15 protein-coding genes are annotated in these 15,011 nt (G+C 62.8%); 13 read left to right on the top strand and 2 right to left on the bottom strand.

Annotated features, from left to right (window positions below; genetic code table 11):
* Positions 1 to 19: 19 nt before the first annotated feature.
* A complete protein-coding gene (locus ACFWXH_RS27980; protein ID WP_152979875.1) occupies positions 20 to 463 on the top strand; it encodes a hypothetical protein in 444 nt (147 codons plus the stop codon).
* A 95-nt stretch (positions 464 to 558) separates the two neighbouring features.
* Here ACFWXH_RS27980 and ACFWXH_RS27975 read toward each other — a convergent pair whose 3' ends face one another.
* Complete coding sequence (locus ACFWXH_RS27975; RefSeq protein ID WP_379124704.1) at positions 559 to 1,170, bottom strand: flavin reductase family protein; 612 nt, start codon at positions 1,168 to 1,170, stop codon at positions 559 to 561.
* Between the two features lie 5 nt (positions 1,171 to 1,175).
* A complete protein-coding gene (locus ACFWXH_RS27970) occupies positions 1,176 to 1,577 on the bottom strand; it encodes a RidA family protein (RefSeq protein ID WP_379124703.1) in 402 nt (133 codons plus the stop codon).
* Between the two features lie 228 nt (positions 1,578 to 1,805).
* Here ACFWXH_RS27970 and ACFWXH_RS27965 point away from each other — a divergent pair, with 228 nt between their 5' ends.
* From ACFWXH_RS27965 to ACFWXH_RS27910, 12 genes are all read left to right on the top strand, one after another.
* On the top strand, positions 1,806 to 2,351 hold the full coding sequence (locus tag ACFWXH_RS27965; RefSeq protein ID WP_379124702.1) for a MarR family winged helix-turn-helix transcriptional regulator: 546 nt from the start codon (positions 1,806 to 1,808) through the stop codon (positions 2,349 to 2,351).
* A 312-nt stretch (positions 2,352 to 2,663) separates the two neighbouring features.
* Positions 2,664 to 4,109, top strand: coding sequence for an NAD-dependent succinate-semialdehyde dehydrogenase (locus tag ACFWXH_RS27960; RefSeq protein ID WP_379124701.1), 1,446 nt, complete (start codon positions 2,664 to 2,666; stop codon positions 4,107 to 4,109).
* A 65-nt stretch (positions 4,110 to 4,174) separates the two neighbouring features.
* A complete protein-coding gene (locus ACFWXH_RS27955) occupies positions 4,175 to 5,212 on the top strand; it encodes an ABC transporter substrate-binding protein (RefSeq protein WP_379124700.1) in 1,038 nt (345 codons plus the stop codon).
* A 268-nt stretch (positions 5,213 to 5,480) separates the two neighbouring features.
* Positions 5,481 to 6,548, top strand: a complete 1,068-nt coding sequence (locus ACFWXH_RS27950; RefSeq protein ID WP_379124698.1) for an ABC transporter ATP-binding protein — start codon at positions 5,481 to 5,483, stop codon at positions 6,546 to 6,548.
* Positions 6,545 to 7,450: an ABC transporter permease gene (locus tag ACFWXH_RS27945; RefSeq protein ID WP_379124696.1), complete on the top strand. Its 906-nt coding sequence runs from the start codon at positions 6,545 to 6,547 to the stop codon at positions 7,448 to 7,450. Before ACFWXH_RS27950 ends, ACFWXH_RS27945 begins: the two co-directional genes overlap by 4 nt.
* Positions 7,450 to 8,265, top strand: coding sequence for an ABC transporter permease (locus ACFWXH_RS27940; RefSeq protein WP_379124695.1), 816 nt, complete (start codon positions 7,450 to 7,452; stop codon positions 8,263 to 8,265). The genes ACFWXH_RS27945 and ACFWXH_RS27940 overlap by 1 nt, the downstream gene beginning before the upstream one ends.
* Complete coding sequence (locus ACFWXH_RS27935; RefSeq protein WP_379124694.1) at positions 8,262 to 9,206, top strand: hydroxymethylglutaryl-CoA lyase; 945 nt, start codon at positions 8,262 to 8,264, stop codon at positions 9,204 to 9,206. The genes ACFWXH_RS27940 and ACFWXH_RS27935 overlap by 4 nt, the downstream gene beginning before the upstream one ends.
* Entirely contained in the window at positions 9,199 to 9,951 is a 753-nt protein-coding gene (locus ACFWXH_RS27930; protein ID WP_379124693.1) for an enoyl-CoA hydratase/isomerase family protein, read from the top strand. Before ACFWXH_RS27935 ends, ACFWXH_RS27930 begins: the two co-directional genes overlap by 8 nt.
* Positions 9,948 to 11,135 carry a CaiB/BaiF CoA transferase family protein gene (locus ACFWXH_RS27925; protein WP_379124692.1) on the top strand — a complete coding sequence of 396 codons (1,188 nt, stop codon included), beginning with the start codon at positions 9,948 to 9,950 and terminating at the stop codon, positions 11,133 to 11,135. Before ACFWXH_RS27930 ends, ACFWXH_RS27925 begins: the two co-directional genes overlap by 4 nt.
* Positions 11,135 to 11,905, top strand: a complete 771-nt coding sequence (locus ACFWXH_RS27920) for an enoyl-CoA hydratase/isomerase family protein (RefSeq protein WP_379124691.1) — start codon at positions 11,135 to 11,137, stop codon at positions 11,903 to 11,905. Before ACFWXH_RS27925 ends, ACFWXH_RS27920 begins: the two co-directional genes overlap by 1 nt.
* A 12-nt stretch (positions 11,906 to 11,917) precedes the next feature.
* Positions 11,918 to 13,297: an aminotransferase gene (locus ACFWXH_RS27915; RefSeq protein WP_379124690.1), complete on the top strand. Its 1,380-nt coding sequence runs from the start codon at positions 11,918 to 11,920 to the stop codon at positions 13,295 to 13,297.
* Positions 13,270 to 14,946, top strand: coding sequence for an amidohydrolase (locus tag ACFWXH_RS27910; RefSeq protein WP_379124689.1), 1,677 nt, complete (start codon positions 13,270 to 13,272; stop codon positions 14,944 to 14,946). The genes ACFWXH_RS27915 and ACFWXH_RS27910 overlap by 28 nt, the downstream gene beginning before the upstream one ends.
* Positions 14,947 to 15,011: the final 65 nt, after the last annotated feature.

Below are 15,011 nucleotides of genomic sequence, written 5' to 3'. Positions count from 1 at the left end.
TCATCAAGAGGAGAAGATGATGAGCCATTTTGACGGTCTGCTCAACGACACACTGCCGTTGCTGCAGGTAGACTTTACCGCCGAGGGGGCGCTGGCCGACCTTGAGAATCCACCGAATACGGGTGGCTTCGAGCTGGTCGGCACGCTGGTGCAGCCCAACGCGAAGATCCACATGACCCATATCTGGATCACGCCGTTCAATCGCCATCTGCATTGGGTGTCGGAGCATGTCCACGACTACGACGAAGTCCTGATCTGGACCGGCAACGATCCCGAGAACCCGCAGGATCTGGGCGCTGAGCTTTATATCGACATCGAGGGCGAGCGCCGCATCATCAACAAATCCGGCTCGATCTACATCCCGGCGGGCGTCAGGCACTGCCCGCTCGGCTTCCACTATGTGAATCGGCCCTTCCTGTTCCATGCGTTGTCGCTGGACCCGACCTACAAGGCGAAGGTCTAGCCTTTACGGTGGTCAATCAGTCATCGCCGCGACCAGCCGCTGGCGATGACTGTTTCCCGGTATGTTTGCGAGGCCACCACCGTGTCCCTCTGCCATCAGGTTTCTTCTTTCCAGCGCGGCCGGCGCATCTGGAACGTCTCGCTGGTCGAGAGATAATCCATATAGCCGAGCCGGGCGACATTGCCGGCTTTCTTCTGGTCGAAAAGCCCGGCCGTCAGCATGGCGTCGTCGATATGGATGCCGACGACCTCGCCGATGACCACGAAGACCCCGGCCCAGCGACCGTCGAGGCCCTTGGGTTCCACGATCTCGGTCAACCGGCATTCCAACACGGCAGGGGCGCCGGCGACATGCGGGACGGCGATCAGCCTTGAACTCGCGGTTTCCAGCCCGGCATAACCGAACTCGCTGATCCCGCGCGGTGCATCGACGGAGGTTGCGTTCATCTGGCGCGCAAGTTTTTCACCCACCAGGTTGACGGCGAACTCGCCTGTCTCCCGGGCGAAGACGACGCTGTCCTTTTCGGCATCCGCCGAGAACCAGACAAGGTAGGGATCGACCGACAGTGCGTTGAAGAAGGAGTAGGGCGCGAGGTTGATCGCGCCCGAGCTGCTGCGGGTCGAAATCCAGCCGATCGGCCGCGGCGAAACGATCGCTTTGAACGGGTCGTGCGGCAGGCCGTGGCCATCGGATGGACGGTAGAACATAAGGGTCAGTCCTGACGTGCCGCGACGAGATCCGCCTCCACTTTCCAGGCCGGGTTGGCGAGCCCCGTGACCACAACAGCCGTCGTTGCGGTCTGGACACCGGCAAAGACCCGGTTGCGGATGCCAGCATAGGTGATGATGTCTTCGGCCGACATGCAATAGGCGTTGAATTTCACGATGTCGGCGAAGGTCATGCCCGCGGATGCGAGGATGGCGCGGATGTTTTCCATCATCTGCTCGGTCTGCTCTTCAAGGCTCTCCGGCACGGTGCCATCTGGCCGCACGCCGACCTGACCGGCGACGTAGAGATGGCGGCTGGCGGCCGGCACTTCGACGGCGTGCGCATAGAGGTTGCGCGCAGGCGGCGCGATGGTCGCCGGATTGTGCAACGTGTTGCTGTTGGTCATTTCATTCTCCCTTGAACGTCTGCAATTCGTCGCGTTGCGCGGCAAAGCCCGAAGCATTTGAGATGGTGGATTGGTTGCCGAGATGAACTATATAGTTCACTTTGTCAACCAATTCATGTTGCGTGTAACGTGACAAAGGAGTGGATTTCCGATGATGTTTCGGGTTGAGGTGAAAGTGCGCTTCCCGTTTTGGGCGAATGCGGACGGGCGCCTGCAGGGGACGAGAAAATGAGTGGATCGGACAGCGGCGTCGACGATGCCGACAACATGGCGCATCTGATCGAAGCGCATGACGCGCGCGATCTGTTTTCATTCCAGTTGCAGCGCCTCGCATCGCTTTCGAGCCGTATTGCCTTCCTGTCGATCAGCCCACGCTACAAGCTGACGGTTCGGGAATGGCGCGCGCTTGCCGTGCTCGACTACCTCAAGGAAGCGCCGTTGCAGCTCCTGGCCAACCACAGCGGTCTTTTGAAAAGCCAGATGAGCCGGGTCGTGTCCGGCCTCATCGACCGCGGCCTGATCAGCCGTTCGGAAAATCCAGAGGATGGCCGCAGCATCCTGCTGCGTCTCACCGGTGAGGGCAGGGAGATCGTGGCGAAGATCCTCGCCGATTCCGAACACCGCAACGAGATGATGCTTTCGAACCTCTCGTCGGAGGAGCGCACGCAGCTCCAGAAGTCGCTGCAGGCCGTCTTCAAGAGCTCGATCACCTATTACGACCAGCTTCGCCGGGAAGTCGTTGCCGCGGGCGGCGATCTTGGTGACGAAGAGTGACGCAGCAGCGTTCCTTCCAAAGTCTGTTTTTGATTTCGGGGTCGTGCGCTAGAGCATTTTGTAGCCAAGTGGGATCACTTGGCGTTACAAAAATGCGGCGAAAACAAAACCTAGAGCGTTTCCGCGTTTCCGTGAAAACGGAAACGCTCTAGTCACCTGTCCCTGCCGCCTCTCCAAGTTTCCTGACAAATCACCGGCCTGATCGCAGCCTCACAGAATATGCGGCGGGGTTGAGATATTTTCACTCAAGATAGTTGACGATGTGAACTACATAGTTTACGAAATCAACTAAATTGGAATTGAGGAATACGGATGGAACTGGCGAAGCTGTTCATCGATGGCGCATGGTGCGAGGGGAGTTCGGGACGATCCGGCAAGGTCATCGATCCGGCGACCGGTGAAGCCTTTGCTTCGGTGACGCATGCCAGCGCGGCCGATCTCGACCGAGCGCTATCCGCCGCCCGGCGCGCCTTTCTCGAATGGCGGCTGGTTTCGCCCTATGACCGTTCGAAGCTGCTGCGCAAGGCTGCCAACTTGTTGCGCGAGCGTGCGCCGGCCATTGCCGCCCTGATGACGCGCGAGCAGGGCAAGCCGCTTGCCGAGGCGCTTGGCGAGACCATCGGCTCGGCCGATCATATCGACTGGTACGCCGAAGAAGGGCGCCGCGCCTATGGCCGGCTTATTCCGGCGCGTGCACCTGGCGTACGCCAGATCGTGGTCAAGGAGCCGGTTGGTCCCGTCGCCGGCTTCTCGCCCTGGAATTTCCCCGTAAGCCAGGCCGTGCGCAAAATCGCAGGCGCGGTGGCTGCGGGGTGCACGATCATCATCAAATGCCCGGAGGAGACGCCGTTCTCGCCGATCGAGCTGGTCCGCTGCTTTGAGGATGCCGGCATTCCGGCCGGCGTCGTCAACCTCGTCTTCGGGGTGCCGGCCGAGATCTCGGAATACCTCATTCCTGCCTCGCAGATCCGCAAGATCTCGTTCACCGGCTCCATTCCGGTCGGCAAGCATCTCGGCCAGCTGGCGGCCGCTCACGTCAAGCGGGCGACGCTCGAACTCGGCGGACACTCGCCTTTCATCGTGTGTGAGGACGCCGATCCGGAAGAAGCCGTCAAACTCGGCCTGTTCCTGAAATACCGCAACGCCGGTCAGGTCTGCGCCGCGCCGTCCCGCTATTACGTGCATGAGCGGCACTACAAGCGTTTCGTCGATGCCTTCGTCGCCGGTTCGGAAAACCTGAAGGTTGGTCCGGGTACGGAGACGGGCGTGCAGATGGGGCCGCTTGCCAATTCCCGTCGCCTCGACGCGATGCAGGCTTTCGTCACGGATGCCGAGAGCCGCGGCGCCAAGGTGCTTGCCGGCGGCAAGCGTATCGGCAACCAGGGCAATTTCTTCGCGCCGACCGTGCTTGTCGATACGCCGGACGATGCGCGCCTGATGGTCGACGAGCCGTTTGGTCCGCTCGCGCCAATTGCTTCCTTTTCCAGTCTGGACGATGCGATCGCGCGTTCGAACAGCCTTCCCTACGGCCTCGCCGCTTTCGCTTTCACACGCTCGGAGCGCACGTCGACGCTGCTCGGCGAACGGTTGGAGTCCGGCATGGTCTCGATCAATCACTTCGGCATTGCCGCGCCGGAGACGCCGTTCGGCGGCGTCAAGGAGAGTGGCTATGGCAGCGAAGGCGGGAGTGAAGGCCTCGAAGCCTTCTTCCAGACGAAGTTCATCAGTGAACTGGGGCTCAAGGACGCGGCGGCCTGAGCCTTAACAGAAAGATGTGACCGCCGATCAACGTCAATTGTGTGTCATCAATGGGAGAGATGAAGATGCACAAGTCTGTCAAACGCGGACTTATCACAGCAACGGCCTGGGCCGTATTCTCGACCGCGGCAATGGCCGCGGATACGCTGACGCTTGCCGGGCTTGGCGGCAAGGTTCAGGAAGACCTGACGGCAACGCTGTTCAAGCCATCGGCTGAGAAAATCGGTGCCGAACTCAGAACGGAATCGCATGACGGCATCGCTGCCGTGCGTGTCCAGGTGCAGTCCGGCGCGCCGGGCTGGGATGTCGCGCATCTCGGCGCAGAAGACTGCGCCATCGGTGCCGCCGAAGGCCTGTTCGAGCCGATCGACTACTCGGTGGTCAATGGAGACGGTATTCCGGAAGGCGTCCGCGCCAAGGACTGGATCGCCACGAATACCTATTCCGTCGTTCTCGCCTGGCGCACGGACAAGTATGGCGACAATCCGCCGAAGGACTGGAAGGACTTCTGGGATGTCGAGAAATTCCCCGGTCGCCGCGCACTCAGCGTCTACCCGCAGGAGATGATGGAAATCGCGTTGCTCGGTGACGGCGTCGAGCGTGACAAGGTCTATCCGCTCGACACCAAACGTTCGCTGGCGGCGCTCGAGAAGATCAAACCCAGCGTCTCGGTGTGGTGGACCTCGGGTGCCCAGTCCGCGCAACTCCTCAAGGACGGCGAAGTCGACATGGAGGCGATCTGGGGCAGCCGCATCGCCGGCGTCATCGCTGATGGCGCGCCTGTCAAATTCACCTATCAGGACGGCGTCATCGGCTTTGGCTGTGTCGCGATCCTGAAGGGCTCGAAGAACGTGGCGGCTGCACAGAAACTCGTCGCCAACATCGTCTCGCCCGAGATCCAGGCGCGCATTCCGACGATGATGGGTTACTACGGACCCTCGAACAAGAAAGCCTTCGAGGCAAAGCAGTTTTCCGCCGATGTGCTCACCCAGTCGAACGCCTCGCCGGAAAACGCGGCAAAACAGGTCACCATGCAGCCGACCTGGTGGTCCGAAAACATCCAGGATGTCCAGGAAGACTTCAAGAACCTGATCGTCCAGTAGGTCTCGCATCCTAGAAGTCCGGAAGGTGGATCTTCGGTGATCCGCCTTCCACCGACCCTAACGCTGCACCAGCGGTGCGGCGATCTCTGAACGTCTTTGTATCGGTGGATTGTCAATGATGTTGCCAACGACCTTTGTAGGGAAAGCCAGCCAACAGCCGAGCCGGACCGAAGTGCTCGACGCGTTCCGTCGTCGGTCGCAAGATGCGTTTTGGCTGCGTTCACGCTTGAGCGCGTAGCGAATGCCGACCGTTTACAAGGAGGCCGCGATGCCCGGCAGGGTCGAAATCCGAAACATCCGAAAAGCCTATGGCAGCTTTCTCGCACTCGATGACGTGTCGCTCGATATCGCGCCGGGCGAGTTCCTGACCCTGCTCGGTCCTTCAGGATCCGGCAAGACGACGCTTCTCAATGTGCTTGCGGGTTTTGTACGTCCGGATTCCGGCTCTATCACCCTGGACGGTGCCGAATTCCTGCTGCTGCCGCCGCACAAGCGCAATCTGGGCATGGTGTTCCAGAACTATGCGCTGTTCCCCCATATGAGCGTGCGCCGCAATGTCGGCTATCCGCTGCGTTTGCGTGGCGTGTCCGGCGCCGAACTCGACCGGCGTGTCGAGGAAGCGCTCGGCCTTGTCCAGATGGCGCATCTCGCCGACCGCGGCGTCAACGCGCTCTCGGGCGGTCAACGCCAGCGCGTGGCGCTGGCGCGCGCCATCGTCTTCGAACCCTCGATCCTGCTGATGGACGAGCCGCTTTCGGCACTCGACAAGAAACTGCGCGAGCACATGCAGCTCGAACTGAAGCGGCTGCACGACCGGTTGGGAACGACCACGGTCTATGTCACGCACGACCAGCGCGAGGCGTTGACGCTCTCGGATCGCATCGCGGTGGTCAACGGCGGCAAGATCGTGCAACTCGGAACGCCAGACGAGATCTACGATCGACCGAAGAACAAGTTCGTGGCGGATTTCATCGGCGAGACCCGTTTCCTGCCGGTCGAGACGGGTGCCTCTGGCGCGCTCCTCTACGGCCGTCCGCTGCGGACGCGTGACGACTGGAAGGGCGGCGACAGCGACAAGCCCTGGCTCATCATCCGCCCGGAGCGACTGCGCTGGAAGGGCGACGAGACCGAGACCGCGAACAGGATCGAAGCCGAGGCGACCGACGTCATCTATCAGGGCGACAGCTATCTGATCACGGTTCGGATGCCCGATGGCATCGAACTCGATCTGCGCCGCAGCCCGGATATCGGCGGCAAGGACCTGCCGGAACGCGGGCAGCCGATTCAGCTGTGGCTCGACCGCGAACACACGATCCTGGTGGCGGACAAGTCATGACGATGGTGCTCAATCACCCGGGCATCACCGATGCCGACCCCAATGCCGATGCCTTGAGGCGACAGGGCAGCCGCGAACGTCGTGCGCTGGCTTCGCTGACGCTGCCGGGCGCGATCCTGATCTTCCTTGTCCTGATCCTGCCAATCGGCTGGCTGTTCTGGCTTTCCTTCTTCGGACCTTCCGGGGAGCCGACGCTGGAAAACTATATGCGCATGCTGAAGCCCATCTATGTGCGTACCTTTATCTCAACCTTCGAGGTGGCGGGCCTGGTGACGCTGGTCTGCGTGCTCCTCGGCTATCCCGTTGCCTATCTCCTGTCACAGCTTTCCGAGCGTACCGCGGGACTGCTGATGATCTTCGTGGTGCTGCCATTCTGGACTTCGGTGCTGGTGCGCACCTATGCCTGGCTCGTGCTCCTCCAGCGCACCGGACTGGTGAACACGTGGCTGATCGATGCCGGGGTGATCTCCACACCGCTGCCGCTGGTCCACAACATGCTCGGCACCGTGATCGGCATGGTGCATGTCATGCTGCCGTTCCTGATCCTGCCGCTCTATGCTTCGATGCGGGCGATCGACTCGGTCTATATGCGCGCTGCAGCCAATTGCGGGGCCACGCCTTCGCAAGCTTTCCGCCAGGTCTTCCTGCCGATGTCGCTGCCCGGGCTTGCAGCCGGCGTCGCCCTTGTCTTCGTGCTCTGCCTCGGCTTCTTCGTCACGCCGGCGCTGCTCGGTGGCGGACGCGTCGCGATGTGGGCGATGCAGATCGCCAACAACATCTCCGTCTACGGCAATTGGGGTGCGGCGAGCGCGCTCGGCGTCGTGCTCCTGGTGGTCACAGGCATCATCCTCTACGTCTTCAAACGGCTGTTCAGGGTCGACAGTTTCGAGGGCGTACGCTGATGCTCGACCGCCCCGCGACAGAGACCCAGATCACGCATTTCCAAAGGCTTTGGCTCTACATGCTGGTGGCGCTGGTCTTCGCCTTCCTGATCATTCCCTGCCTGATCGTCATCCCGATGTCCTTCTCAGGCAGCAAATATCTGGAGTTTCCGCCCAGAAGCTGGAGCCTGCAGTGGTATGAGGCCTATCTCGGCTCGTCCGAGTGGCGCGCAGCCACCTTCGTGTCGCTGCGCGCAGCGCTGCTGACGACCATCTTTGCAACGACCTTCGGCACGCTGGCGGCCTATGGGATTTCACGGGCCTATGGGGCGGCCTCGTCGCTGGCCCGCGGCGTCTTCATGCTGCCGATGCTGGTACCGCTGATCCTCGTCGCCATAGGCTGCTTCCTCGTCTACGCCAAGATCGGTCTGAACGGCACGACGACCGGCCTGGTCATGGCGCACACGGTTCTGGCGTTGCCCTTTGTGGTCATCGCGGTGCTGAGCGGCCTTGCCAGCTATGACATGAACCAGGAGCGTGTCGCCCAAAGCCTCGGCGCTTCCCGTCCCTGGGCGTTTCTCACCGTGACGCTACCGCAGATTCGTCTTTCGGTGATGTCGGGTGCGCTTTTCGCCTTCGTCACCTCCTTCGACGAGGTCGTGATCGCGCTGTTCATCTCCGGCGGGCAGAACGCGACGCTGACCCGGCTGATGTTCGCCAACATCCGCGATCAGATCGATCCGACCGTCGCGGCGATTTCCTCGCTGCTGATCGGGCTCTCGATCGTCCTGCTCGTCGGCTCGCACTTGCTGCGCGGCCGAGAGGATCGCAAATGAGCACCGACGTCGTCATTTGCGAGTGCTTCGCGCGCGACGGCCTGCAGCACGAGCCTGCTTTTGTGGCCACTGCCGACAAGGTCACGCTGATCGACGCGTTCACCGAAGCAGGTTTCCCGCGCATCGAAGCGACGAGCTATTCGCATCCCGGCAAGGTGCCGGCCTTTGGCGATGCGGGAGACGTGCTCGCCGGCATCAGGCGGCGTCCCGGCGTCTATTACAAGGCAACAGTGCCGAACCTGACCGGCGTCGAACGGGCGGTGGCCGATCTCGCGGCCGGACATGGCGCCAACGAAGTGAGCCTGCTCGCCTCGGCCACCGAATCTCACACGCAGCGCAACCTCGGCACATCGCGCGACGGCCAGTGGGCGCGCATCGCCGAGATGGTAGAGGCGGCCGGCGACCGGTTTCGGCTCGTCGGCGTCATCTCAGTGGCGCTTGGCTGTCCGTTCGAGGGCGCGGTCCCACCGGAGCGTGTCGTCGAGGATGTGCTGCGCTTTGCAAAGCATGGCGTCGGGATCGTGACGATCGGCGACACCACCGGGCTCGGTACACCAGTCAAGGTCGGGCAGCTCTTTCGTCTTCTGGCTGAAGCGGCCCCCAATGTGATCTGCGTCGGTCATTTCCACGATACGCGTGGTGTTGGCATCGCCAACTGCGTCGCGGCCTACGACGCCGGCTGTCGCCATTTCGATTCATCCTTCGGCGGTGTCGGCGGCCATCCGACGAAGATCCGCTACGGCTCGGGCCGTGCCGGCAATGTGGCCACTGAAGATCTGGTCAACCTGTTCGAGATGGACGGCATTTCGACCGGGCTCGATCTCGACAAGGTGATGGTCGCCTCGCGCCTTTGCGAGCAGGTGCTTGGGCGCCAGCTCGACAGCAAGGTGGCGCGGGCAGGGTTCGCGACATCGGATGCCGGGGTCCATGAGAATGCGTGAAAGGATTGATATGCCGGACTGCATCATTGTCGAGGACCGGGATGCCGTGCGGATCATCCGCATGAACCGGCCCGACAAGCTCAATGCCCTCAATACGGAGCTGACCCAGGGACTGCTCGATGCATTGAACGCGGCGGATGGTGAAGACACGGTACGCGCGGTCGTGCTTGCCGGTGAAGGCAAGGGATTCTGCGCCGGCGCCGATCTCTCCGAGTTCAAGGACCTGACGCCGGACCAGCAGCATCGTGTGTTAACCCGTGCCGATCTGACCTGCCGGCTCCAATCCAGGCTGCAGGAGATGAAGAAGCCTGTCGTCTCGGCGGTACAGGGGGCAGCAGTGGGCGGTGGTGCCGGCCTGGCGATCGGTTGCGACATGATGGTGGCCGGAGCTGACCTCAAATTCGGCTATCCCGAACTCAAGCACGATATCGTGCCGGCCCTCGTCATGACCGGGCTGCAGCGGCAGCTCGGACGCAAGGCTGCCTTCGAGATGGTGAGCCTTGGCCGGCTGATCGGCGCCGAGGAGGCACAGGCGCTCGGCCTCGCCAACCGTATCGTCGCGGTGGACGCGGTGATCGACACCGCGCTCGAGATCGCGAACCAGTGGGCGAAGGCAAATCCGATGGCGATGGCCGCGGCCAAAGCACTGTTCTATCGCGTCGCCGATCTGCCTTTCGATGCCGCCATGGCCGCCGGACGCGATGTCAACGCGCTGATGCGCGGCTTCCGGAGGACGGAAAAGTGAAACCGCTCGATGGCATCCGCATCCTGGATTTCAGCCGCGTGCTCGCGGGGCCGATGGCAACGCAGATCCTGGCGGAACTTGGCGCTGAGGTGATCAAGATCGAGCGGCCGGGCAGCGGCGACGAGACGCGCTCGTTCGAGCCGCGCGTGGACAGCGGCGACAGCGGCTATTTCTTCGCCTTCAACCGGGGCAAGAAATCGGTGACGCTCAACCTCAAGTCGCCACACGGTCAGTCGATCGCCCGTTCGCTGGCGCAGAAGGCGGACGTTGTCGTCGAAAACTTCCTGCCGGGAGAGATGACGCGGTTCGGGCTCGGCTACGAACAGCTTTCGGGTGACAATCCCAGGCTCGTCTACGTGTCCTGCACCGGCTTCGGGCAGACTGGACCCTACAGCGAGCGCAATGGTTACGACACCATCTTCCAGGCGCTTTCGGGCGTCATGGCACTGACCGGCCATCCGGATGGGGCACCTGCAAAGGTCGGCGTGCCTTTCGCCGATCTCTCATCCGGTCTGTGGATCGCGATCTCCGTCCTGGCGGGCATTGCCGGGCGTGCGCAGTCGGGACGCGGCACCCATGTCGATCTGTCGATGCTCGACGTGCAGGTCTCGATGCTGACCATCGCCGCTGCCCGCTGGTTCCTGCTCGGCGAGGATCCCAGGCGCACCGGCACCGAACATCCCGGTCGTGTTCCCTCCGCCGCCTTCGAATGCGCGGACGGACGCTGGCTGCACATCTCGGGCTCCGATCAGCATTGGGCGGCGATCTGTGCGGTGCTCGGCCTCGATGCGCTCGCAGCGGACCGGGCACTGGACAGCAATTCCGAACGTGTCGCCCAGCGCGAGCGGGTCATGGCGGCGATGACGGCGGCAATCGCCGGGCGTGAACGCGATGACCTTGCCGAAGCGCTGCGGGCCGCCAACGTGCCGGCTGGCGAGGTCAACAGCGTCGCCGAGATCCTTGCCGATAGCCATGTCGGCGCAAGGGGCATGGTCGCGGCTTTCGAACATCCCAGGGCTGGCAAGGTTGGCGCGCTGCGTACTCCGGTCAGGCTGTCCGGCTACGACGAGATCTCGGTCGGTGTGCCACCGGTACTCGGCGCCGACACGGAGATTGTACTCGGCGAGATGCTCGGCTTGCAGGCCGAGGAAATAGACAGATTGCGTGGCGAAGGAGTGATCTGATGTCGGGACCGGTCAAGGTCAAGCGTGAGGGAGCGGTCGCCCGCGTCGTTCTTTCGCGATCGGAGGCGCGCAACGCGCTCAATCTGCCGATGTGCCAAGGCTTGACCGAGGCTTTCAGGGCAATCGACCGCGACCACGATATTCGCGTCGTCATCGTCGAGGGAGAGGGGCCGGTGTTCTGTGCCGGTGCCGACCTCAAGGAGCGCAAGGGACGCGATGCGGCCTGGATCCGCCAGCGCCGGCTTGCATCCTTCGAAGCCTATTCGATGATCGAGCGTTGCACCCGCCCGGTGATCGCGCTGGTCCAGGGGCCAACAGTCGGTTCGGGCGGCGAGATCGCCATGAGCTGCGATTTCATCGTCGCGGCAAGCGATGCGAGCTTCCGTTTCCCGGAAGCGCATTGGGGAACAGTCGGCGCCACGCAGCGACTGCAGCGCGTCGTCGGCGTGTCGCGCGCCAAGGAACTGCTCTACACCGGCCGCGAGATGCCGGCCGAAGAAGCTTATGCACTTGGCATGGTGGCGCGGTTGGCGGAGCCGTCGAAGCTTGCGGAAGAAGGCATAACGATCGCGCTCAAGATCGCCGAGGCACCGCCGCTCTCGATCGCACTGACCAAACAGTCCGTCGATCTCGGTTCGCGGACAGACCTCGATTCAGGCATCCGCATCGAACTCGCCGCGATCGAACGCGTGCTTGCCGACAATGGCTGGAAGAATGGCGTCGACCGCTTCCTGCAGAATGTCGGCAACGGCACCGCCGACGCCAGCTAAACATCAGGAGACATGACCATGCTCGCCAATTCCGCTGCCGCTCGCGACATCCGCTATCAGATACATTCGCAGACCAACATCCGCCAGCACGAGAAGGATGGTCCGCTGATCATCACGCGCGGCGAGGGCGCCTACATCTATGACGACAGCGGCAACCGTTACCTGGATGCCATGTCGGGCCTGTGGTGCGTGTCGCTTGGCTATTCCGACACCTCTATCAAGGAGGCGGTGAAGGCGCAGATCGACGAACTGCCCTATTTTCATCTGTTCGCGCACCGCTCCAACAACCCGTCGATCGATCTCGCCGAGAAGCTGATCCAGAATTCGCCCGGCATGTCCCGTGTCGTCTTCCAGTGCTCGGGTTCGGAAGCGAACGACACCGCCGTCAAGCTGATCTGGTATTACTGGAACGCGCTCGGCCGGCCGGAGAAGAAGAAGATCATTGCCCGCAAGCGCGCCTATCACGGCACCGGCATTGCGTCCGGCAGCCTCACCTTCTTGCCGAACATCCATCGCGAGTTCGATCTGCCGATCGACCGCTTCCTGCATGTGACCTGCCCGCATTATTACCGCGAGGGGCTGCCCGGCGAGAGCGAAGCCGATTTCGTCAGGCGGATGGCGGATGAACTCGAGCAGCTGATCCTTGCGGAAGGCCCGGAAACCGTCGGCGGCTTCTTCGCCGAACCGGTGATGGGCACCGGCGGCGTCGTCATGCCGCCTGAAGGTTACTTCGAAGCCATCCAGGCCGTGCTCGACAAATACGAAGTGCTAACGGTTTCGGACGAGGTCATCTGCGGTTTCGGACGCACCGGCACCTACTGGGGTGCGGAAGCGGTTGGCTACAAGCCCGACATGATCACCTGCGCCAAGGCGCTGTCCTCCGCCTACCTGCCGATCTCGGCCGTCATCGTGTCGGAAAAGATCGTCGATGCCATGCGCGAGCAGTCCGACAAGGTCGGCGTCTTCGGTCACGGCTACACCTATGGCGGCCATCCGGTCTGCGCGGCTGCGGCGCTCGCTTCGCTCAACCGCTACGAGGAACTCGACACCACCCGCAACGCGCGCGAGACCGGGGCCTATTTCCAGAAACGGCTTGCCGAACTGAAGGACCATCCGATCGTCGGCGAGGTGCGTGGCATCGGGCTGATGGCCGGTGTCGAGCTGGTCCGCGACAAGAAAACCAAGGCGCCGTTCGATGCCTCGGTGGGCGCGGCTGCCGCTTGCTCGCGCTTTGCGCTGGAGCGTGGCCTCGTCACCCGCAATCTCGGCGAGACCATGTCGTTTTCACCGCCCTTGATCGTGACGACGAAGGAGATCGACATCATCGTCGACACATTCCGGGAAGCGCTCGACCAGACGCTTGCATGGGCCAATGCCAAGGCCGCAGCCTGATCGATCGGCCAGAGCACATGAACGTCAACACGCTTTTCATCAACGGCGCGATCCGGACGATGGATCCGGAACGTCCGACAGCCGAGGCGATCGCGACCGATGCCTCCGGTCGCATTCTCGCCCTCGGCACGACAGCCGAGCTTCGGGACCTTGCCGGTCCCGATACGACGGTCGTCGATCTCGGTGGGCACTTCGCCATGCCCGGCATCGTCGACTTCCACATGCATGTCATTTCCGGCATGACGACGCGGCTGCGCTCCTTCGCCATCGACGCCGGCGACGACTTCGAGACCGTGCTTGCGCGTGTACGCAAGGCAGCCGAAGGCAAGCCGGAAGGCGCTTGGCTCACCGGCAGCGCCTATGGCGCGACGGCGCTGGCCGAAATCGAGAAGCTCGGCACTGAGGCGAAGCGGCTGCTCGACGAGGCGAGCGACGGGCGTCCGGTGCTTCTTACGCATGGCAGCCTGCACGGTGCTTTTGCCAATGGAGCGGCACTCGTCGCAGCGGGCATTGACGCTTCCACGGCGGATCCTGCCGGCGGGCGTATCGTGCGCGTCGACGGCGAGGCGACAGGCCTGCTCGAGGAAAGCGCGATGTGGATCGTCGGTGGCGCCGTCCCGGCGCTCGGTGATGGCGAGATCGTCGATGTGGCGCGCGCGGCTGTCGGTTATTTCAATTCGGTCGGCGTCACCGGCTTTTCCGATGCGCAGTCGACGCCGGAAATGGTCGCTGCCTTCCGCGCCCTCGACGATGCCGGCGAGCTTTCGACATGGGCCGGATTCCACCTGTCCGCCAGCCGCACCTGTTCGACCTGGTCGAAGGAGGCGGAAGATTTCCTCACACGCCATGAAACCGCATGCGGCCCGCACATGGTGGCTGGCAATGCCAAGATCTTCCTCGACGGCGTGCCGTCGCTCAAGACCGCGGCGATGATCGCGGCCTATCCCGGCACGAACGAACATGGCGAAATGTATCTGTCGCCGGATGAACTCTTCGCCGAGATCGCCGCGCATGACCGGCAAGGCATCGGCGTGAAGGTCCATGCAGTGGGCGATGCCGCCATCTGCCGTGTGCTCGACGCCGTCGAACGGGTCCGCGCCGAAAACGGTGACAATGGCCCGTGGCACCACATCGCACATGGCCAATACATCCCGCATGAGGATATCCCGCGCATGAAGCGGCTGCGGGTCATCGCCGATCTCAATCCGCCGATGTGGTTCGTCAACCACGCCAGCCTCGCGCATGAACGTGTCGTCGGCAAGGAGCGCTACGCCACGGTCTGGCCGATCCGCACCATGCTGGAGGCCGGCGTGACGATGGCGGTCGGGTCCGACTGGATGACAGTCTTCCCGGAGCTGAACCCATGGCAATCGCTGGCCGGGCTGCTCACCCGCGCGGATCCCTCGGGCCGGTTGCCGGGTGCGCATTCGCCGCACGAGGCCATCACGCTCGACCAGGCGCTGCCATTGATGACGCGCAACGGCGCGCAAGGAATGGGCCTTGGCGACCGGACGGGTCAATTGGCGCCAGGCTTCTCGGCTGACTTCATCGTGCTCGACCGCGATCTCCACGCCGTGGAGCCGCGCGCCATTGCCGATACGAGGGTACTGAAGACCTTCTTCGAAGGCAGGGAAGTCTACGCCGTCTGAATCGGGCAGTTGGGACTGCTGCACAAATCAAAAACCCGCCGGAGTCCATCCGGCGGGTTTTGATT

Source organism: Mesorhizobium sp. NPDC059054, assembly GCF_042739215.1.
Lineage (GTDB): Bacteria > Pseudomonadota > Alphaproteobacteria > Rhizobiales > Rhizobiaceae > Mesorhizobium.
This window is presented reverse-complemented; position numbering and strand designations above follow the sequence as displayed.

Coding starts and splice junctions, on each gene's coding strand:
- ACFWXH_RS27935 (WP_379124694.1), top strand. CDS start 8,262: ATGAGCACCGACGTCGTCATTTGCGAGTGCTTCGCGCGCGACGGCCTG.
- ACFWXH_RS27945 (WP_379124696.1), top strand. CDS start 6,545: ATGACGATGGTGCTCAATCACCCGGGCATCACCGATGCCGACCCCAAT.
- ACFWXH_RS27970 (WP_379124703.1), bottom strand. CDS start 1,577: ATGACCAACAGCAACACGTTGCACAATCCGGCGACCATCGCGCCGCCT.
- ACFWXH_RS27920 (WP_379124691.1), top strand. CDS start 11,135: ATGTCGGGACCGGTCAAGGTCAAGCGTGAGGGAGCGGTCGCCCGCGTC.
- ACFWXH_RS27950 (WP_379124698.1), top strand. CDS start 5,481: ATGCCCGGCAGGGTCGAAATCCGAAACATCCGAAAAGCCTATGGCAGC.
- ACFWXH_RS27940 (WP_379124695.1), top strand. CDS start 7,450: ATGCTCGACCGCCCCGCGACAGAGACCCAGATCACGCATTTCCAAAGG.
- ACFWXH_RS27930 (WP_379124693.1), top strand. CDS start 9,199: ATGCGTGAAAGGATTGATATGCCGGACTGCATCATTGTCGAGGACCGG.
- ACFWXH_RS27910 (WP_379124689.1), top strand. CDS start 13,270: ATGGGCCAATGCCAAGGCCGCAGCCTGATCGATCGGCCAGAGCACATG.
- ACFWXH_RS27955 (WP_379124700.1), top strand. CDS start 4,175: ATGCACAAGTCTGTCAAACGCGGACTTATCACAGCAACGGCCTGGGCC.
- ACFWXH_RS27960 (WP_379124701.1), top strand. CDS start 2,664: ATGGAACTGGCGAAGCTGTTCATCGATGGCGCATGGTGCGAGGGGAGT.
- ACFWXH_RS27980 (WP_152979875.1), top strand. CDS start 20: ATGAGCCATTTTGACGGTCTGCTCAACGACACACTGCCGTTGCTGCAG.
- ACFWXH_RS27965 (WP_379124702.1), top strand. CDS start 1,806: ATGAGTGGATCGGACAGCGGCGTCGACGATGCCGACAACATGGCGCAT.
- ACFWXH_RS27915 (WP_379124690.1), top strand. CDS start 11,918: ATGACCATGCTCGCCAATTCCGCTGCCGCTCGCGACATCCGCTATCAG.
- ACFWXH_RS27975 (WP_379124704.1), bottom strand. CDS start 1,170: ATGTTCTACCGTCCATCCGATGGCCACGGCCTGCCGCACGACCCGTTC.